Genomic DNA, 18044 nt, shown 5'->3' with positions numbered 1-18044 from the left:
AACCTGTTGATTTCATGGACATCAGCACGATATTCAGATCAGCCCTACAATAGCGGCTAAAGCTTTTTGGAGAGTTCGCATGAACGCTGTTACCGAATCCGCAGCAACGACCGAAATGCCGGCGCCGTTCGTCTTCACCGATGCGGCGGCCGAGAAGGTCAAGCAACTGATCGACGAAGAAGGCAACCCCGACCTGAAGCTGCGCGTGTTCGTGCAGGGCGGCGGCTGCTCGGGCTTCCAGTATGGCTTCACGTTCGACGAGGAAGTCAACGAGGACGACACCGTGATGAACAAGAACGGCGTCCAGCTGCTGATCGACTCGATGAGCTACCAGTACCTGGTCGGCGCTGAAATCGACTACAAGGACGACCTGAACGGCGCGCAGTTCGTGATCAAGAACCCGAACGCCACGACCACCTGCGGGTGCGGTTCGTCGTTCTCGGTCTGAGCGGCACGACGGATCCGATCCGGTTCGCTGAAACGAAAAACGGGGCATCAAGCCCCGTTTTTTGTGCCCGAATGATGGGCAAGCGCCGTATCAGCGCGGATAGAGCGCGCCGAGCACGCGGTCGCCGGCGGCGCCGGTGACCGACGCGAGATTGCCTGTCTCGCGCGCGGTGAAGCGGCGTGCGAGCCATGCGAACGCGAGTGCCTCGACCTGCTGCGGCGGCACGCCGAGCGCGGTCGTGGTGTCGACCGCCGCGCGTACGCCGCGATCGCGGAGCGCATTCACGAGCGTGTCGAGCAGCACGGGGTTGCGGGCGCCGCCGCCGCACACATAGACGGCCGTGCAGTCGGGCGCATGCTGTGCGACCTCATGCGCGATCGACACGGCCGTCAGCGCCGTGAGCGTGGCCTGGATGTCCTCCGGCGCGAGCTGCGCGAATGCGGCCAGCTTGCCGTCGAGCCATGCCGGATTGAACAGGTCGCGTCCGGTGCTCTTGGGCGGCGGCGCGTCGAAGTAGGGCTCGTCGAGCAGCGCATCGAGCAGCGGCGCATGAATGTTGCCGCGCGCGGCGAACCGGCCGCCTTCGTCGTAGGGTTTGCCGAGGTGGCGGCTCGCCCATTCGTCGATCAGCGCATTCGCGGGGCCGCAGTCGAAGCCGCGCACGTGGCCGCCTTCGCCGGGCAGGATCGTGATGTTGCTGATGCCGCCGAGATTGCAGACGACGCGCGTCTCGCCCGGCGCGCCGAACACGGTCGCGTGGAACGCTGGCACGAGCGGCGCGCCCTGGCCGCCGGCGGCGACGTCGCGGCTGCGGAAATCGGCGATCACGTCGATATGCGTGAGTTCGGCGAGCAGTGCCGGATTGTTGATCTGCCGCGTATAGCCGCGCTCGGGGCGATGCCGCACCGTCTGGCCGTGCACGCCGATCGCGCGCACCTGGTCGGGCGCAAGCCCCGCCGCGCGCTGCAGTTCGTGGCAGCACACCGCATAGCGCGCCGCGAGCGCGTTGCCCGCGAGCGCTTCGCGCTCGATCTCGTCGTCGCCCGGCTGCTGCAGCGCGAACAGCGCATCGCGCAGCGACTGCGCAAACCCGACGAACGCCTCGGCGAGCACGACCGGCGGCTTGCCGTGCTCGAAGCGCACGGCGACGCCGTCGACGCCGTCCATGCTCGTTCCCGACATCAACCCGAAGTAAACGCCGTCGGCCGGATGGCCGGATGGCGGACGTCTTAGCGGCACGTGATCTCTCCCGAATCGTGCGGCGCCGGCCGGTGCCGCGCGCCTTGCGTCCGATTATCCGCGCAACCAAGGCAGCCGTTAAGCGATGCGCGCGCAAGTTATGGGAAAATCCTTGTCTTTGCGACATTCTTTCTGGCACCGATGAGCACCGAACCCAGTTCCAAGCCTGTATTCCCGATCACCGACGAAGTCCGGCATGCGCTCGCCGTCACGAAGCGCGGCGTCGACGAACTGCTGATCGAGGAAGAGTTCGCGCAGAAGCTCGCGCGCAGCGCGGCCACGGGCAAGCCGCTTCGCATCAAGCTCGGCCTCGATCCGACCGCGCCGGACATCCACATCGGCCACACGGTCGTGCTGAACAAGATGCGCCAGCTGCAGGACCTCGGCCACACGGTCATCTTCCTGATCGGCGATTTCACGTCGCTGATCGGCGATCCGTCCGGCCGCAACGCAACGCGTCCGCCGCTCACGCGCGAGCAGATCGAGTCGAACGCGAAGACCTATTTCGAACAGGCATCGCTCGTGCTCGACCGCTCGAAGACCGAGATCCGCTACAACAGCGAATGGTCGATGCCGCTCGGCGCGGACGGGATGATCAAGCTCGCGTCGCGCTATACGGTCGCGCGGATTCTCGAGCGCGAAGACTTCACGAAGCGCTTCCAGGGCGGCGTGCCGATCTCGATCCACGAGTTCCTGTACCCGCTGATGCAGGGCTACGATTCCGTCGCGCTGAATGCCGATCTCGAACTGGGCGGCACCGACCAGAAATTCAACCTGCTCGTCGGCCGCGAACTGCAGAAGCAGTACGGCCAGGAACAGCAGTGCATCCTGACGATGCCGCTGCTCGAAGGCCTCGACGGCGTCGAGAAGATGTCGAAGTCGAAGGGCAACTATGTCGGCATCAGCGAGAAGCCGACCGACATGTTCGGCAAGCTGATGAGCATCTCGGACACGCTGATGTGGCGTTACTTCGAGCTGCTGTCGTTCCGCGGCATGGACGAGATCATCGGCTTCCGGCGCGAGGCCGAAGCGGGCCGCAACCCGCGCGACTTCAAGGTGCTGCTCGCGCAGGAAATCGTCGCGCGCTTCCATTCGCAGGCCGACGCCGAGCGCGCGCTCGAGGATTTCAACCACCGCGCAAAGGGCGGCGTGCCGGACGATATCCCGTCGGTGACGCTCGCGGGCGCGCCGCTCGCGATCGGCCAGCTGCTGAAGCAGGCGGGCCTCGTGCCGTCGACGAGCGAAGCGCTGCGCAACATCGAGCAGGGCGGCGTGAAGATCGACGGCGCGACCGTGTCGGACAAGGGCCTCAAGGTCGAGGCCGGCGAGTTCGTCGTTCAGGTCGGCAAGCGCCGCTTCGCGCGCGTGACGCTGACCGCATGATCGCGCTGATCCAGCGCGTGAAGCGCGCCGACGTGCGCGTTGGCGACCGCGTGACGGGCGAGATCGGTGCGGGCCTGCTCGCGCTCGTCTGCGCGGAGCGCGGCGACACCGACGCGGCGGCCGACAAGCTGCTCGCGAAGGTGCTCGGCTACCGCGTGTTCAGCGATGCGGCCGGCAAGATGAACCTGCCCGTGTCGAACATCGACGGCGAAGGGCGCGCGGGCGGCTTGCTGCTCGTGTCGCAGTTCACGCTCGCGGCCGACACGAACAGCGGCCTGCGCCCGAGCTTCACGCCCGCGGCGCCGCCCGACGAGGGCGCGCGCCTGTTCGATTACTTCGTCGCCGCGGCACGCGTGCGCCATCCGCTCGTCGCGACCGGCGAATTCGGCGCCGACATGCAGGTGTCGCTCGTCAACGACGGGCCGGTGACGTTCTGGCTGCAAGTGCGGCCCTGATTCTTTCCGGGAGCGCCGTCGCGATGGCTACCACGCAGATTCTCTTCATCCGTCATGGCGAGACGGCCTGGAACCGCATCAAGCGTATCCAGGGCCATATCGACATTCCGCTCGCCGAATCGGGCCTCGCGCAGGCGCAGCGGCTTGCCGCGCGTCTTGCGCGCGATGCGCGCGACGGTGCGCGCGTCGATGCGATCTATTCGAGCGACCTGATGCGCGCGCAGCAGACCGCGCAGCCGGCCGCCGATGCACTCGGCCTGCCGCTCGTGCTGCGCGAAGGCTTGCGCGAGCGCGCATACGGCATCTTCCAGGGTCATGACAGCGCGGAGATTGAGGCGCGCTTTCCGGATGCGTACGCCGCGTGGCAGACGCGCGACCCAGGTTTCGAACCCGAAGGCGGCGAGTCGCAGCGCGTGTTCTATCATCGCGTGCTGCACGCACTCGAGCCGATCGTCGCCGCGCATCCGGGCGGCCGGATTGCGTGCGTTGCGCACGGCGGCGTGCTCGATTGCGTGTATCGGTTCGCAAACGCGCTCGATCTCGACGCGCCGCGCAACTATCAGCTGCTCAATACGAGCATCAATGTCGTCGACTATGTGGACGGACGCGCAAACGTCGTGCAGTGGGCCGACATCTCGCATCTGAACGAGGCGAGCGACGACGACGGCTACAGCAGGGTGTTGTAGGCGCAGGCCGCGAGCCGCGACGGCGGCGTCGTTGCAGCTCGCGTGCAGCATGCGCGCGGGCTCGGCGGCCGAGCTGCCGCGAGCGTGAGCCTTGCTTCACCCGCCGGCGACCACTGCGGTCGGCCCACCGGGCGTCAGCTCGTCAGCTTCCTTTCCGTTCCGATTGCACCACGTTGTGTGCGGTTGCCCGCCGACGCGCGCGCCTCGACGCGCCGTTGACGAGCGCCCAGCGCAATACCGGCGCAACGGCGCGCACACCGGGCCGGACGAACGCGCGCCGCAACGGCGCGAATGCCGAGACCCCGAGCATGTCCTGCGCCCAGGGCGGCAGCAGGTCGATTCCGGCGTGCATCACCAGGGTCGCAGCGGGCCGCATGGCCGGCCTAGCGACCGGCGCGTTGAGCAGGATCCGCATCACCTCGAACGTGCGCGGGCCGGCCTCGAGCTCGGGCCGCATGCGCGTCAGGTACGCGGTGATCTCGGCACGCGAGCGGGGTACATCCTGCGCGCCGAGCATTTCGGCGATCCGCGCCGTTTCAGCGTAATAGCGATCCTGCAGCTCGCCCGGCAATGCCGGGTTCACGTAACGCAAGTGCGCCGCGAGAAAGCTCGAGACTTCGGCGACGTGCACCCAGGTCAGCAGCGCCGGATCGTCGGCCCGGTATGGACGCCCGTCGGGTGCGGTGCCGTGCACCCGGGCGTGAATCGCCTTCACGCGCTCGATCAGCGCGAGCGCGTCCGCACTGTTGCCGAACGTGGTGCCGGAAATGAACGTCGCGGTGCGCCGCAGCCGGCCGAGGATGTCGGTGCGAAACGAAGAGTGATCCCATACGCCGGCGAGCGCGAGTGGATGCAATGCCTGGAGCAGCAGCGCGGAAATGCCGCCCGTCATCATCGATGCGAAATCCGCATGCACGCGCCAGCAGACCGCGTCGGGTCCGAACAGGCCCGGATCGCCAGGCGGCGACGAGAAGTCGAGCGACGGGCCGCTGCCTGTCGTCAGATGCGTGACGCCGGCCACGAGCCGCTTGCGCAGTGGCTCGAGCCAGCGCGGGTGCGAGGCGGGCGCGCCGGGGTGCGGGTTGGAGGGCGTCGTCATCGCTTGCGTGGCGTCGGGCGGGCGGTCATTTCCCGTCGGACGTCTCCCACGAGCCGCGTGCAGGGGTGCCCGCGTCGGGCGCGGCGAGCCCGAAGTGGCGGTAGGTCATCAGCGTCGCCACGCGCCCGCGCGGCGTGCGCTGCAGGAAGCCTTGCTGGATCAGGTACGGTTCGAGGACGTCCTCGATCGTGTCGCGCTCTTCGCCGATCGCCGCGGCGAGGTTGTCGATGCCGACCGGGCCGCCGTCGAACTTGTGCAGGATCGCTTCGAGCAGCTTGCGGTCCATCAGGTCGAAGCCGACCGGATCGACGTCGAGCATCGCGAGCGCCGCATCGGCGACGGCCGCGGTGATTGTGCCGTCGGCCTTCACTTCCGCATAGTCGCGCACGCGGCGCAGCAGCCGGTTCGCGATCCGCGGCGTGCCGCGCGAGCGCTTCGCGATCTCGAGCGCGCCGTTCGGATCGATCTGCGCGTTGAGCAGCGATGCCGAGCGGCGCACGATGCGCGACAGTTGCTCCGCGTCGTAGAACTCGAGCCGCGCGACGATCCCGAAACGGTCGCGCAGCGGGTTGGTCAGCATCCCGGCGCGGGTGGTCGCGCCGACGAGCGTGAACGGCTGCAGGTCGAGCTTCACGCTGCGCGCGGCCGGACCTTCGCCGATCATGATGTCGATCTGGTAATCCTCGAGTGCCGGATACAGGATCTCCTCGACGACCGGCGACAGCCGGTGGATCTCGTCGATGAACAGCACGTCGTTCGCCTCGAGGTTCGTCAGCAGTGCCGCGAGGTCGCCCGCGCGTTCGAGCACCGGGCCCGACGTCTGGCGCAGGTTGACGCCCATCTCGCGCGCGATGATGTGCGCGAGCGTGGTCTTGCCGAGACCGGGCGGGCCGAACAGCAGCACATGGTCGAGCGGCTCGGAACGGCGCTTGGCGGCCTCGATGAAGATCTCGAGCTGGCCGCGCACCTTTTCCTGGCCGACGTATTCGTCGAGCTGGCGCGGCCGCAGCGCGCGTTCGAACACCTCCTCGTGCGACGAGGCTGGTGTGGCGGCGATGATCCGCTCGGTGGCGAGTTTGTCGGTTTCAATCATGCGGCCATTGTACCGCGCGCCGCCGCCCTACCAACCTGGCCGAACGGCCGACTGGCGCGCCGCATGCGGAGGCGCGACACTGCGCTGAACCGCTTGCCGTTACGCCTTCGACAGCGCCTTGAGCGCGAGCTTGATGCCTTCGGACACGCCCGTGCCGGCCGGCACATTCTTGATCGCGGCGAGGCCTTCCTTCTCCGAGTAGCCGAGCGCGAGCAGCGCGTTGAGGATGTCGGCCGCGTGGTCGGACTGCGACGCGGCGCCGGCGAGTGCACCGAGGTCGGCGCCGAGCTTGCCCTTCAGCTCCAGCAGCAGGCGCTCGGCCGTTTTCTTGCCGATGCCGGGCAGACGGGTGAGGCGGGCGGCGTCCTGCATCGTCACGACCTGCGCGAGCTCCGGCACGCTCATGCCGGACAGCACGGCGAGTGCCATGCGCGCGCCGATGCCGGTGATCTTGAGCAGCTCGCGGAAAGTCGTGCGCTCCTGCGCGGTCAGGAAACCGTACAGCAGGTGCGCGTCCTCGCGGACGATCTGCTGCGTGAGCAGCACGACCCGTTCGCCGGTTTGCGGCAGGTTGTAGAACGTGCTCATCGGCACGTCGATTTCGTAGCCGACACCGTTGCAGTCGACGAGCAGGTGAGGCGGGTTTTTTTCGAGGAGGATGCCGGCGATGCGACCGATCATGGAGTGAGCAAGGCGATGAAGAAGGAAGCGCGAGTGTAGCGCACGTGCGGCGCAATGCCGATGGGTCGGCCGTCAGGCCGAAGCGATGCGTGTCCATGCGGGCAAAACGGTCGATCCGGCGCACCGGCGCACCGGCGATTGCGCGCGCCGGCGATCAGCCGACGAGCCGGCCGCGCCGCACGCGCAGCCCTTTCTTCGCGAGCGCCGGCGCGAGGCCGCCGAGCGTGCTGAGCGTATTGCCGCCGTGCGCGTGGCAGATCGCCATGCCGAGCGCGTCGGCGGCGTCCGAGCCCGGCTGCCCGGAGAGATTCAGCAGCCGCGTGACCATTTCCTGCATCTGCGCCTTGGTCGCGCGGCCGTAGCCGACGACGGCCTGCTTGAGCTGCAGCGCCGTGTACTCGGCGACGGGCAGCCCGCCCGACACGAGGCCGCAGATCGCGGCGCCACGCGCCTGGCCGAGCAGCAATGTCGATTGCGGGTTGACGTTGACGAACACCTTTTCGATCGCGGACTGGTCGGGCGCGTGTTCGCGGATCAGCGTCGACACGCCTTCGAAGATCGTGCCGAGCCGCGTCGCGAGGTCCGCCGTCGACGTGCGGATCACGCCGCTCGCGACGTAGGCGAGATGGTGGCCGTGGACGTCGATGATGCCGAAGCCCGTGACGCGCAGGCCGGGGTCGATGCCGATAATTCGCATGATGAAGAGGATTGCTTGATGCAGCGATACTACAACGAATGGCGCAGCGCGCCGCCGGGTCGGCGCCCGCTTGCGCGACGAACGGGCTTGCGAACGCGCGTTGCCGTCCACGGTGCAACGCGTGACGCGCGCGCTCCGGCCGGGTGCCGCACAATAAAAAACCCGGCGGGTACGACGCCGCCGGGCCTTCGTGTCGCGGCCCCACGGGCCGCGAGCAGTCGATCAGTGACGGAAGTGGCGCACGCCCGTCAGGATCATCGCGATGTTGTGCTCGTCGGCCGCCGCGACCACTTCGTCGTCGCGCACTGAGCCGCCCGGCTGGATCACGCAGGTCGCGCCCGCTGCCACGACGACGTCGAGACCGTCACGGAACGGGAAGAACGCGTCCGACGCAACCGCCGAACCGGCGAGCGTGAGGCCCGCGTTCTGCGCCTTGATGCTGGCGATGCGCGCCGAGTCGACACGGCTCATCTGGCCCGCGCCGACGCCGAGCGTCATGCCGTTGCCGCAGAACACGATCGCGTTCGACTTCACGTACTTCGCGACGCGCCATGCGAACAGCAGGTCGTCCATTTCCTTCGGCGTCGGGTGACGCTTCGTGACGACGCGCAGTTCGTGCGGCTGCACGTTCTTCGCATCGAGCGACTGCACGAGCAGGCCGCCGCCGACGCGCTTCAGGTCGAATGCATTATGGCCGTTGCCGAGCGCGATCTCGAGCAGGCGCACGTTCTGCTTCGCGGTGAACACCTGCTTCGCGGCATCGGTGAACGACGGCGCGATCAGCACTTCGACGAACTGCTTTGCGACGGCTTGCGCGGCCGCTTCGTCCACTTCGCGGTTGAACGCGATGATGCCGCCGAACGCCGACGTCGGGTCGGTCTGGAATGCCTTCGCGTACGCGTCGGCCGAATCGTTGCCGACTGCGACGCCGCACGGGTTAGCGTGCTTGATGATCACGCAGGCCGGTGCGTCGAACGTCTTCACGCATTCCCACGCCGCGTCCGAATCGGCGATGTTGTTGTACGACAGTTCCTTGCCCTGCAGCTGGCGGTAGTTCGCGAGCGCGCCGGCCTGCGGCGCGACATCGCGGTAGAACGCGGCACTCTGGTGCGGGTTCTCGCCGTAGCGCAGGTCCTGCACCTTCTCGAACGCCATGTTCAGCGTCGCCGGGTAGGTATTGCGCGACGCGTGCTTCAGCTCGTCGGTCAGGCTCGTCAGGTAGTTCGTGATCGCGCCGTCATACTGCGCGGTGTGCGCGAACACCTTCGTCGCGAGGCGGAAGTTGGTCGGGTAGCCGACCGTGTTGCCGTTCGCCTTCATCTCGTCGAGCACGACCGCGTAGTCGGCCGGATCGACGATCACCGTCACGTCGCGGTGGTTCTTCGCGGCCGAGCGCAGCATCGTCGGGCCGCCGATGTCGATGTTCTCGATCGCGTCGGCAAGCGTGCAGTCGTCCTTCGCGATCGTCGCGACGAACGGATACAGGTTCACGACGAGCAGGTCGATCGTCGGGATGCCGTGCTGCTCGAGCGCCTGCATGTGCTCCGGCAGGTCGCGGCGCGCGAGGATGCCGCCGTGCACCTTCGGGTGCAGCGTCTTCACGCGCCCATCGAGCATTTCCGGGAAGCCCGTGTAGTCGGCCACTTCGGTAACGGGCAGGCCCGCGTCGGCGAGCAGTTTCGCGGTGCCGCCCGTCGACAGCAGCTTGACGCCGAGGTCGGACAGCGACTTCGCGAAGTCGACGATGCCGGTCTTGTCGGAAACGGAAATGAGCGCTTGCTTGATCATGATGGAACCACCAATAGCCAGGGAAACGGGGACAGGGCGGCCGGCTACAGCAGGCCGTGCTGCTGCAGCTTCTTGCGCAGCGTGTTGCGGTTGATGCCGAGGTACTCCGCGGCGAGCGACTGGTTGCCGCCCGCCTGTTCGAGCACGACCTCGAGCATCGGCTTTTCGACGCAGGACATCACCATTTCATAGACGTCGTGCGGATTGGAGCCGTCTAGATCCCGGAAATACACGTCCAGGCTCTCGCGGACACATTGTTCGATGTTGTGCTTGCTCATGCTGCTAACTGGTTATGGTCGTCCGCCTCGCGCTGGCCGGGCTCGTCTTCGTCCTCGTCGACGTAGACGAGGTGATCGGACAGCGCCTTTTGCGCCTCGAAGAACGCATTGACGGCGGCGAGCTGCTCGCGGGTGGAATCGAGCGTGTTCATCCGGTGCCGGAACCCGTTGGCTCCGGAAAGGCCGCGAGTGTACCAGCCGATGTGCTTGCGCGCAGTACGGACTCCCGTGAATTCTCCGTAGAACGCGTAATGGTCTTCCAGATGCTCGTTCATCACCTGCTGGATCTCGTCGATCAGCGGCGGCGGCAGCAGCTCGCCAGTTTGCAGGAAATGATCGATTTCGCGGAACAGCCACGGCCGACCTTGCGCGGCACGACCGATCATCAGCGCATCGGCGCCCGTTGCGTCGAGCACCGCTTTCGCCTTTTGCGGCGACGTGATGTCGCCGTTCGCGACGACCGGAATGCCGACGGCCGCCTTCACGGCCGCGATCGTCTCGTATTCGGCATCGCCGCGGTACAGGTCGGCGCGCGTGCGGCCGTGCACGGTGAGCATCGAGATGCCGGTGGCCTCGGCGAGGCGCGCGACGGTGATCGCGTTCTTGTGCTCGCGGTCCCAGCCGGTGCGGATCTTCAGCGTGACGGGCACGGCGTCGGGCCCGATGCCGACCGCGCCGACGACCGCCTCGACGATCTGCTTCACGAGCGGCTCGTTCTGCAGCAGCGCGGAGCCGGCCGCGACGTTGCAGACCTTCTTCGCCGGGCAGCCCATGTTGATGTCGATGATCTGCGCGCCGTTGTCGACGTTGTAGCGGGCGGCTTCGGCCATCATCGCCGGGTCGGCGCCGGCGATCTGCACGGCGATCGGCTCGACTTCGCCTTCGTGGTTCGCGCGGCGCATCGTCTTGGCGCTTTTCCACAATTGCGCGTTCGATGCGACCATTTCGGACACGGCGTAGCCGGCCCCAAGCCGTTTACACAGCTGGCGGAACGGACGATCCGTCACGCCCGCCATCGGGGCGACGAACAGGTTGTTACGCAATACGTGAGAGCCGATAACGGGCATCGCAATGGCACCGCCCGCGACCAGCGCGGGCACGGAAAGGGCGGAGGGAAAACGCGCATTTTACCGTATTCCCCCGCTGTGCCGATTTGACCCGGTTTGTGTGGCGTGCGTCATGTCGCACCGGCACAAGTCGGCCGCCATGCTTGTGCAGGCGGCGGAGCGTGCGTCAGTCGCGCTGGCCGAACATCATCTGGCGGGCGATCGCGGTCTTGAGCGGCGGCACGAACTCGAGCGCGGTAAGCGCCGCGCCGCGCAGCAGCGCAAACGGGGTCGATTCGATCGTGAAGAGACGTGCGAGCGTGTCGGTCGCGCCGATCGTGAGCCGACGGTCGAGCGCGCGCCGCGCGTTGAAGGCCGCGAGCGCGGCCGGTTCGGCGCCATGCGTGGACAGTGCATCAACGAGCGTGTGCGCGTCGCGCAGGCCGAGGTTCAGCCCTTGGCCAGCGACCGGGTGCAGCGTCTGCGCGGCATTGCCGACGATCGCGGTGCGGCGATCGACGAGCGTCTGCGCGGCGTTGAGCCCGAGCGGGAACGACGCGCGCCCGGCGATCGCGACGAAGCGGCCCATCCGCTCGCCGAACGCGCGGCCGAGCTCGCGCAGGAACGCATCGTCGGGCAGCGCGGCGCGGCGCGCGGCTTCGCCGGGCTCGCAGCACCACACGAGCGCGTAATCGGCACCGCCGAGCGGCAGCAGCGCGAGCGGCCCTTCGTGCGTGAAGCGTTCCCACGCGACGTTCGGACGCGGTGCGGACACCGTCACGGTGCCGACGAGCGCAGTCTGCCCGTAGTCGCGGCGATGCTTGCCGGCGTCGGCCTGCTGCTCGTGGAACAGGCCGCCTTCGGCATTGACGACGACGCGCGCGCGCAGCGCGCGTTCGCCGTGCGGACTGTCGAGCGTCAGCGTGACGCCGTCGGCGTGCTGCTGCGGCGCGCGTGCGGACGTCGACGTGAGCCAGTCGACGCGCGTGCCGCGGACCGCACCGGCCAGCGCCTGCACGAGCGAGCCGTAGCGCACGACGTAGCCGAGTGCAGCGAGGTCGTGTTCGTCGCGGTCGATCAGCGTGCGGCCGAAATGGCCGCGCTGCGATACGTGGATGTGCTCGATCGGCGTCGCATCGGCGGGCCACGCGAGCGTGTCGAGCAGCACGCGGCTGCCGTGCGACACCGCGATCGCGCGCGGATCGTTCGCGCTCGCCGCGGGTTCGCGCGCGTCGATCAGCGCAATCGACCACGGCTGCGTCGCGCTGCGCCGTGCGAGCCAGCCGGCCAGCGCGAGCCCGACCGGGCCCGCGCCGACGATGGCGATGTCGTAGTCCGGCGTGGCCGGGGAGGATTCGGTCGTCATCGGGAATCGTGAAACGGATGAAACGGTCGGCGCTGCGCGTTCAGGCGCCGTGCGCCGCGCCCGCGCGCATCAGCGCCTCGATCTCGGCGGCCGCGACGGGCACGTCGCGCGTGATCAGCTCGCAGCCATTCTCGCGCACGATCGCGTCGTCCTCGATGCGGATGCCGATGTTCCAGTATTCGGGCGGCACGTCGTCAGCCGCGCGCACGTACAGGCCCGGCTCGACGGTCAGCGCCATCCCGGCCTTCAGCGTGCGCCACGGCAGCGCGCCTTTGTCGTCGCGCCCGGCGAGCCGCTCGCGGTAGTCGCCGCAATCGTGCACATCCATGCCGATCCAGTGGCCCGTGCGGTGCATGTAGAAGCGCGCGTACGCGCGTTCGGCGATCACGTCATCGACGTTCGAGAAGCGCGTTTTCGGGATGATGCCGGTGTCGAGCAGCCCCTGCGCGAGCACGCGCACCGCGGCGTCGTGCGGCGCCTCGAACGGCACGCCGGCGCGCGTCGCGTCGATCGCCGCCTGCTGCGCGGCGAGCACGATGTCGTACAGCGCGCGCTGTGCGGGCGAGAAGCGGCCGCTCGCCGGGAACGTGCGCGTGATGTCGGACGCGTAGCCGTCGAGTTCGCAGGCCGCGTCGATCAGGATCAGGTCGCCGTCCTGCGCGACCGCGTTGCCGGCCGGGTAGTGCAGCACGCATGCGTTCGCGCCTGCCGCGACGATCGAGCCGTACGCGGGCGCCTGCGCGCCATGCTTGCGGAACGTGTAGAGCAGCTCGGCCTCGAGTTCGTACTCGCGCACGCCGGGCCGGCAGATCTCCATCGCGCGCCGGTGCGCGAGCGCCGAGATGTGCGCGGCGCGCATCATGATCGCGAGCTCGTGTTCGTCCTTGACGAGCCGCATGTCGTCGAGCACCGGCGTGAGGTCGAGCATGGCGTCCGGCGCGGCGACGCCCGTGCGCGCCTGCGCGCGCACCGCGTCGAGCCAGCGGTCGAGCTGGCGGTCGAACTCGGCCGATGCGCCGAACCGGTAGTGCACGGTGCCCGCGTCGGCGAGCACGCGCGGCATTTCCGTGTCGAGCACGTCGACGGCGAACGCCGCGTCGAAGCCGAACGCATCGCTTGCGGCCTCGGGGCCGTAGTGGAAGCCTTCCCAGATTTCGCGGTCGGCGTTCTTCGCGCGGCAGAACAGGATCGACTGCGGCGCGCCGTGCGGTGCGGACGCGTTCAGCACGAGCACCGCGTCCGGCTCGGCGAAGCCCGTCAGGTAATAGAAATAGCTGTCGTGGCGGAACGGGTAGCCCGTGTCGCGATTGCGCAGCACTTCGGGCGCGGTGGGGACGATGGCGACGCCGCCGCCCGCGGCGCGCAGTGCGGCAAGCACGCGCTCGCGGCGCTGGCGGTAGACGTCGACGGCGATGGCGGATTCGTGGGGCGCATTCATCGTGCGATTGTAGCGCCGCCGGACGCGGCGTGTGAGAGGGGGCGGAAAGGAACGCGCAAGGTGGCATGCAAGGGGGCCGCCGCGGCTGTTGCAAACCATCCACAGGCCGGACGGGCGATTGTCTACCGACCGCCGCTGGCCGGTTATGATCGCCGACAACGTATACTCTCTGCGGTTCCCCAACAAAGGCAGATGATGAAATTAATCGGTTCGCTCAGCAGCCCGTACGTCCGAAAGGCGCGAATCGTGCTTGCTGAAAAGAAAATCGACTACAAGCTGGAGCTCGAGAACGTCTGGGCGCCGGATACCAACATTCATGCCTCGAACCCGCTCGGCAAGGTTCCGTGTCTCGTGATGGAAGATGGCGCCGCGGTGTTCGACTCCCGCGTGATCTGCGAATACGTCGACACGCTGTCCCCGGTCGGCAAGCTGATTCCGCCGTCCGGCCGCGAGCGCGTCGAAGTGCGCTGCTGGGAGGCGCTGTGCGACGGCGCGCTCGACGCATCCGTCGCGATCCGCCTCGAGCATACGCAGCGAGAGGAGGCACACCGAAGCGCGAGCTGGATCGCGCGCCAGCAGCGCAAGATCGACGACGCGCTCGTCGCGATGTCGCAGGGCCTCGGCGGCAAGACCTGGTGTGTCGGTAATCATTACTCGCTCGCCGACATCGCGCTCGGCTGCGCGCTCGGCTATCTCGACTTCCGGATGCCCGAACTCAACTGGCGCGACCGCCATCCGAACCTCGACAAGCATTTCGTGAAGCTGATGCAGCGGCAGTCGTTTGTCGACACGGTGCCGCAGGGGTGACACGGACGGCGCCACCGCCGATGCCGCCCATGCCGTCCGCAAATGAAAAACGCGCCCCGACGGGCGCGTTTTTCATTGCTGCTCGAACGGCCGGTCAAGCGGCCGGCTGCATTACTCGATCGACGCGTACACGGCGTCGCCGAGCGTGAACGAATCGCTGCGCGCGATCGGCCACCACTTGTCGTACAGCGTATAGCCGCAAACGTTGCCGTCCAGCAGCGCGCCCGGCTTCAGGTATTTCAGCAGCTGCGACATCAGCCGGACCTCGTGCGGCGCGATGCGCTGCACGATGTGATGCGCGCGCAGCTCGGACGGATGCGACAGGCCGGCTGCCTGCACGAGCTCCTGCAGCGCATGCAGCGTGTTGCGGTGGAAGTTGTACACGCGATCGGACTTGTCCGGCACGACGAGCGCGCGCTGGCGCACGGGGTCCTGCGTCGCGACGCCGGTCGGGCAGCGGCCCGTGTGGCAGGTCTGCGCCTGGATGCAGCCGACCGCGAACATGAAGCCGCGCGCCGAGTTCACCCAGTCGGCGCCGATCGCGAGCGTGCGCGCGACGTCGAACGCGGTGATGATCTTGCCGCTCGCGCCGATCTTCACGCGGTCGCGCACGCCGATCCCGACCAGCGTGTTGTGCACGACCAGCAGCCCTTCCTGCAGCGGCACGCCGACGTGGTCGGTGAATTCGAGCGGCGCAGCGCCCGTGCCGCCTTCCGCGCCGTCGACGACGATGAAGTCGGGCACGATGCCGGTCTCGAGCATCGCCTTCGCGATGCCGAAGAATTCCCACGGATGGCCGACGCACAGCTTGAAGCCGGTCGGCTTGCCGCCGGACAGCGTGCGCAGCCGCTCGACGAATTCGAGCAGGCCGCGCGGTGTCGAGAATTCCGAATGCGTGGCGGGCGAGATGCAGTCCTTGCCCATCGGCACGCCGCGCGTCTCCGCGATCTCCGGCGTGATCTTCGCGGCCGGCAGCACGCCGCCGTGGCCGGGCTTCGCGCCCTGCGACAGCTTGATCTCGATCATCTTCACCTGCGGATCGGCCGCCTGCTTCGCGAACTTGTCCGGGCTGAACGTGCCGTCGTCGTTGCGGCAGCCGAAGTAGCCGGACGCGATTTCCCAGATGATGTCGCCGCCGTTCTCGCGGTGGTATTTCGACAGCGAGCCTTCGCCGGTGTCGTGTGCGAAGCCGCCTTTCTTCGCGCCGAGGTTCAGCGCGCGGATCGCGTTCGCGGACAGCGAGCCGAAGCTCATCGCCGAGATGTTGAAGATCGAGATGTCGTACGGCTGCGCGCGGCTCGCGCCGACGCGGATGCGGAAATCGTGGTTCGGCAGCTTCGTCGGCGCGAGCGAATGGCTGATCCATTCATGCGCGACCGCCTTCACGTTCAGCTCGGTGCCGTACGGCCGGTTGTCACCGACGTTCTTCGCGCGCTGGTACACGAGGCTGCGTTGCGCGCGTGAAAACGGTTTCTCGTCGGTGTCGTCCTCGACGAAGTACTGGCGGATTTCCGGGCGGATGAATTCGAACAGGAAGCGCAGGTGGCCCCAGAGCGGGTAGTTGCGCAGGATCGCGTGGCGGTCCTGGTTGAGGTCGTACAGGCCGAGGGCGACGAGTACCGCGGGAATCGCAATCCACAGCCAGGAGAGCGCATGGAGCGAGGCGAGCGCGGCGATTGCGACCAGCAGCAGGACCGCGCACCACATCGCCAGATAGCGTCGTGAAAACATGGGGGCTCCGAAAGGATCTTGAAATGCCGCCATGCGTACGCTGCGCGGCGGCGCGCCGGCCGCGGCGGAATCGTGTCCCGCCGGGCGCGGCGTGCCGCAAGTCTAAACCGAATGCGTATCAGCGTGCGTCGGCGAGCGCCGGGGCGCCGTGCGTGCTCGCCGCGTGGCCGGCCTGGCCGGTCGCCGCGAATTCGATGATGCCGCCGCCGAGGCAGATCTCGCCGTCGTACAGCACCGCCGACTGGCCGGGCGTGACCGCCCATTGCGCGTCGTCGAACGCGAGCGAGAAGCGCTCGCCGCCGGCCCGCGCGAACGTGCACGCGGCGTCGGCCTGCCGGTAGCGGGTCTTCGCGCCGCACGCGACGCCGTCGGCCGGCGGCTCGCCGGCGGTCCAGCTGACGTTGCCGGCGACGAGTTCCCGCGACAGCAGCCACGGGTGATCGTGGCCCTGCACGACGTAGAGCGTGTTCGACGGGATGTCCTTCGCGGCGACGAACCACGGTTCGCCGCTGCCGTCCTTGCTGCCGCCAAGGCCGATGCCCTTGCGCTGGCCGAACGTGTAGAACGCGAGGCCGATGTGCTCGCCGACCGTCTTGCCGTCGGGCGTCTTCATCGGGCCGGGCTTCGTCGGCAGATAGCGGTTCAGGAAGTCGCGGAACGGCCGCTCGCCGATGAAGCAGATGCCGGTCGAATCCTTCTTCTTCGCGTTCGGCAGGCCGATCTGCGCGGCGATCTCGCGCACCTTCGTCTTCGGGATTTCGCCGAGCGGGAACATCGTCTTCGACAGCTGCGCCTGGTTAAGCCGGTGCAGGAAGTACGACTGGTCCTTCGTATGGTCGAACGCCTTCAGCAGCTCGAAGCGGCCGTCGCGCTCGCGCACGCGCGCGTAGTGGCCGGTCGCGATCGTTTCCGCGCCGAGCGTCATCGCGTGATCGAGGAACGCCTTGAACTTGATCTCGGCGTTGCACAGCACGTCCGGGTTAGGCGTGCGGCCCGCCGAATATTCGCGCAGGAATTCGGCGAACACGCGGTCCTTGTATTCGGCGGCGAAGTTGACGGCCTCGACGTCGATGCCGATCAGGTCGGCGACCGACACGACGTCGATCCAGTCCTGGCGCGTCGAGCAGTATTCGCCGTCGTCGTCGTCTTCCCAGTTCTTCATGAACAGGCCGACGACGTCGTAACCCTGTTCCTTCAGCAGCCACGCGGTCACCGACGAATCGACGCCGCCCGACATGCCCACTACCACACGGCCCTTGCTCATTTGCTCACCGCCTGACGGTCGAACGCGTCCGGCCGCGGCGCGACCGAATGCGTGTGCACGAAATCGAGCGGAATGCGCCGCCCGGCGAGATAGTCGTCGACGCAGCGCATCACCGCCGGCGAGCGATGGCGCTCGCTGCACGCGCGCAGCTCGTCGGCCGTCATCCACAGCGTGCGGACGATGCCGTCGTCGAGCCGGTGCCCGGCGAGCGGCTCGCCGGCCGTGCCGCAGAACGTGAAGCGCAGGTAGGTCGCGCCGGCGCTGCCGGCGCGCTCGTAGTGCGCGAGATACACGCCGACGAGCGCGGCGGGTTCGAACGGATGCGCGGTTTCCTCGAGCGTTTCGCGAATCACCGCGTCGGTGAGCGATTCGCCGGCCTCGAGATGGCCGGCCGGCTGATTGATGCGCAGGCCCGTCGACGTCTCTTCCTCGATCATGAGGAAGCGGCCGGCGCGCTCGACGAGCGCCGCGACGGTCACATGCGGGGTCCAGATTTCGGGTTTCATGGGTGGGCATTTTACCGGTTGCGCCCGGACGTTGCCGGG

Annotated in this window: 18 protein-coding genes; 5 read left to right on the top strand and 13 right to left on the bottom strand. The window is 68.0% G+C overall.

The genetic code is table 11. The features are described from left to right. The first annotated feature begins 79 nt into the window (after positions 1-79). Positions 80-448 (top strand): iron-sulfur cluster insertion protein ErpA, encoded by a 369-nt coding sequence (gene erpA, locus ACV22Z_RS26795; RefSeq protein WP_010091356.1) that lies wholly within the window; start codon positions 80-82, stop codon positions 446-448. 90 nt (positions 449-538) lie between these two features. On the opposite strand, the gene ACV22Z_RS26790 is transcribed toward erpA, so the two are convergent. Continuing rightward, on the bottom strand, positions 539-1687 hold the full coding sequence (locus tag ACV22Z_RS26790; RefSeq protein WP_448079296.1) for an anhydro-N-acetylmuramic acid kinase: 1149 nt from the start codon (positions 1685-1687) through the stop codon (positions 539-541). 141 nt (positions 1688-1828) lie between these two features. Between ACV22Z_RS26790 and tyrS the strand changes: the two genes are divergently transcribed. From tyrS to ACV22Z_RS26775, 3 genes are read left to right on the top strand one after another with little or no spacing between them, the layout of a single operon-like run. Next, a complete protein-coding gene (gene tyrS, locus ACV22Z_RS26785; RefSeq protein ID WP_448079295.1) occupies positions 1829-3070 on the top strand; it encodes a tyrosine--tRNA ligase in 1242 nt (413 codons plus the stop codon). After that, positions 3067-3525, top strand: a complete 459-nt coding sequence (gene dtd / locus ACV22Z_RS26780) for a D-aminoacyl-tRNA deacylase (protein WP_448079294.1) — start codon at positions 3067-3069, stop codon at positions 3523-3525. The genes tyrS and dtd overlap by 4 nt, the downstream gene beginning before the upstream one ends. Positions 3526-3548: 23 nt before the next feature. Next, positions 3549-4211, top strand: a complete 663-nt coding sequence (locus ACV22Z_RS26775; RefSeq protein WP_448079293.1) for a histidine phosphatase family protein — start codon at positions 3549-3551, stop codon at positions 4209-4211. A 142-nt stretch (positions 4212-4353) separates the two neighbouring features. Here the strand turns inward: ACV22Z_RS26775 and ACV22Z_RS26770 are convergent, their stop codons facing one another. The 9 genes from ACV22Z_RS26770 to ACV22Z_RS26730 form a co-directional block, all read right to left on the bottom strand. Then, on the bottom strand, positions 4354-5310 hold the full coding sequence (locus ACV22Z_RS26770) for an oxygenase MpaB family protein (RefSeq protein ID WP_448079292.1): 957 nt from the start codon (positions 5308-5310) through the stop codon (positions 4354-4356). A gap of 25 nt (positions 5311-5335) precedes the next feature. Beyond that, positions 5336-6403, bottom strand: coding sequence for a Holliday junction branch migration DNA helicase RuvB (ruvB, locus tag ACV22Z_RS26765; RefSeq protein WP_448079291.1), 1068 nt, complete (start codon positions 6401-6403; stop codon positions 5336-5338). A 99-nt stretch (positions 6404-6502) separates the two neighbouring features. Next, complete coding sequence (gene ruvA / locus ACV22Z_RS26760) at positions 6503-7084, bottom strand: Holliday junction branch migration protein RuvA (RefSeq protein WP_448079290.1); 582 nt, start codon at positions 7082-7084, stop codon at positions 6503-6505. Positions 7085-7238: 154 nt separating this feature from the next. Continuing rightward, positions 7239-7781 carry a crossover junction endodeoxyribonuclease RuvC gene (gene ruvC / locus ACV22Z_RS26755; protein WP_448079289.1) on the bottom strand — a complete coding sequence of 181 codons (543 nt, stop codon included), beginning with the start codon at positions 7779-7781 and terminating at the stop codon, positions 7239-7241. A gap of 222 nt (positions 7782-8003) precedes the next feature. Then, positions 8004-9569: a bifunctional phosphoribosylaminoimidazolecarboxamide formyltransferase/IMP cyclohydrolase gene (gene purH, locus ACV22Z_RS26750; RefSeq protein ID WP_448079288.1), complete on the bottom strand. Its 1566-nt coding sequence runs from the start codon at positions 9567-9569 to the stop codon at positions 8004-8006. 44 nt (positions 9570-9613) lie between these two features. Beyond that, positions 9614-9847, bottom strand: a complete 234-nt coding sequence (locus tag ACV22Z_RS26745; RefSeq protein ID WP_006401675.1) for a Fis family transcriptional regulator — start codon at positions 9845-9847, stop codon at positions 9614-9616. After that, complete coding sequence (gene dusB / locus ACV22Z_RS26740) at positions 9844-10914, bottom strand: tRNA dihydrouridine synthase DusB (protein ID WP_448079287.1); 1071 nt, start codon at positions 10912-10914, stop codon at positions 9844-9846. Before dusB ends, ACV22Z_RS26745 begins: the two co-directional genes overlap by 4 nt. A 166-nt stretch (positions 10915-11080) precedes the next feature. Next, on the bottom strand, positions 11081-12259 hold the full coding sequence (locus ACV22Z_RS26735) for a UbiH/UbiF/VisC/COQ6 family ubiquinone biosynthesis hydroxylase (RefSeq protein WP_448079286.1): 1179 nt from the start codon (positions 12257-12259) through the stop codon (positions 11081-11083). 40 nt (positions 12260-12299) lie between these two features. Continuing rightward, the gene (locus tag ACV22Z_RS26730) at positions 12300-13697 is read right to left on the bottom strand and encodes an aminopeptidase P N-terminal domain-containing protein (RefSeq protein WP_448079285.1); all 1398 of its coding nucleotides are present in this window, start codon (positions 13695-13697) and stop codon (positions 12300-12302) included. A gap of 192 nt (positions 13698-13889) precedes the next feature. Between ACV22Z_RS26730 and ACV22Z_RS26725 the strand changes: the two genes are divergently transcribed. After that, on the top strand, positions 13890-14504 hold the full coding sequence (locus tag ACV22Z_RS26725) for a glutathione S-transferase family protein (RefSeq protein WP_448079284.1): 615 nt from the start codon (positions 13890-13892) through the stop codon (positions 14502-14504). A 111-nt stretch (positions 14505-14615) separates the two neighbouring features. Here the strand turns inward: ACV22Z_RS26725 and ACV22Z_RS26720 are convergent, their stop codons facing one another. From ACV22Z_RS26720 to ACV22Z_RS26710, 3 genes are all read right to left on the bottom strand, one after another. Further along, positions 14616-16235: an FMN-binding glutamate synthase family protein gene (locus ACV22Z_RS26720; RefSeq protein WP_448079283.1), complete on the bottom strand. Its 1620-nt coding sequence runs from the start codon at positions 16233-16235 to the stop codon at positions 14616-14618. Positions 16236-16353: 118 nt separating this feature from the next. Beyond that, positions 16354-17499 (bottom strand): tRNA 2-thiouridine(34) synthase MnmA, encoded by a 1146-nt coding sequence (gene mnmA, locus ACV22Z_RS26715; protein WP_448079282.1) that lies wholly within the window; start codon positions 17497-17499, stop codon positions 16354-16356. Beyond that, complete coding sequence (locus tag ACV22Z_RS26710) at positions 17496-18005, bottom strand: NUDIX hydrolase (protein WP_448079281.1); 510 nt, start codon at positions 18003-18005, stop codon at positions 17496-17498. The genes mnmA and ACV22Z_RS26710 overlap by 4 nt, the downstream gene beginning before the upstream one ends. Positions 18006-18044 lie beyond the last annotated feature (39 nt).

This window comes from Burkholderia sp. PU8-34 (genome assembly GCF_053427725.1).
Note: the sequence above shows the minus strand (reverse complement) of the source record. Positions and strands in the feature narration are given on the sequence as shown.

Excerpts from the sequence above, each read along its gene's own strand:
- erpA (WP_010091356.1), top strand. The coding sequence starts at position 80 with ATGAACGCTGTTACCGAATCCGCAGCAACGACCGAAATGCCGGCGCCG.
- tyrS (WP_448079295.1), top strand. The coding sequence starts at position 1,829 with ATGAGCACCGAACCCAGTTCCAAGCCTGTATTCCCGATCACCGACGAA.
- dtd (WP_448079294.1), top strand. The coding sequence starts at position 3,067 with ATGATCGCGCTGATCCAGCGCGTGAAGCGCGCCGACGTGCGCGTTGGC.
- ACV22Z_RS26775 (WP_448079293.1), top strand. The coding sequence starts at position 3,549 with ATGGCTACCACGCAGATTCTCTTCATCCGTCATGGCGAGACGGCCTGG.
- ACV22Z_RS26770 (WP_448079292.1), bottom strand. The coding sequence starts at position 5,310 with ATGACGACGCCCTCCAACCCGCACCCCGGCGCGCCCGCCTCGCACCCG.
- ruvB (WP_448079291.1), bottom strand. The coding sequence starts at position 6,403 with ATGATTGAAACCGACAAACTCGCCACCGAGCGGATCATCGCCGCCACA.
- ruvA (WP_448079290.1), bottom strand. The coding sequence starts at position 7,084 with ATGATCGGTCGCATCGCCGGCATCCTCCTCGAAAAAAACCCGCCTCAC.
- ruvC (WP_448079289.1), bottom strand. The coding sequence starts at position 7,781 with ATGCGAATTATCGGCATCGACCCCGGCCTGCGCGTCACGGGCTTCGGC.
- purH (WP_448079288.1), bottom strand. The coding sequence starts at position 9,569 with ATGATCAAGCAAGCGCTCATTTCCGTTTCCGACAAGACCGGCATCGTC.
- ACV22Z_RS26745 (WP_006401675.1), bottom strand. The coding sequence starts at position 9,847 with ATGAGCAAGCACAACATCGAACAATGTGTCCGCGAGAGCCTGGACGTG.
- dusB (WP_448079287.1), bottom strand. The coding sequence starts at position 10,914 with ATGCCCGTTATCGGCTCTCACGTATTGCGTAACAACCTGTTCGTCGCC.
- ACV22Z_RS26735 (WP_448079286.1), bottom strand. The coding sequence starts at position 12,259 with ATGACGACCGAATCCTCCCCGGCCACGCCGGACTACGACATCGCCATC.
- ACV22Z_RS26730 (WP_448079285.1), bottom strand. The coding sequence starts at position 13,697 with ATGAATGCGCCCCACGAATCCGCCATCGCCGTCGACGTCTACCGCCAG.
- ACV22Z_RS26725 (WP_448079284.1), top strand. The coding sequence starts at position 13,890 with ATGATGAAATTAATCGGTTCGCTCAGCAGCCCGTACGTCCGAAAGGCG.
- ACV22Z_RS26720 (WP_448079283.1), bottom strand. The coding sequence starts at position 16,235 with ATGTTTTCACGACGCTATCTGGCGATGTGGTGCGCGGTCCTGCTGCTG.
- mnmA (WP_448079282.1), bottom strand. The coding sequence starts at position 17,499 with ATGAGCAAGGGCCGTGTGGTAGTGGGCATGTCGGGCGGCGTCGATTCG.
- ACV22Z_RS26710 (WP_448079281.1), bottom strand. The coding sequence starts at position 18,005 with ATGAAACCCGAAATCTGGACCCCGCATGTGACCGTCGCGGCGCTCGTC.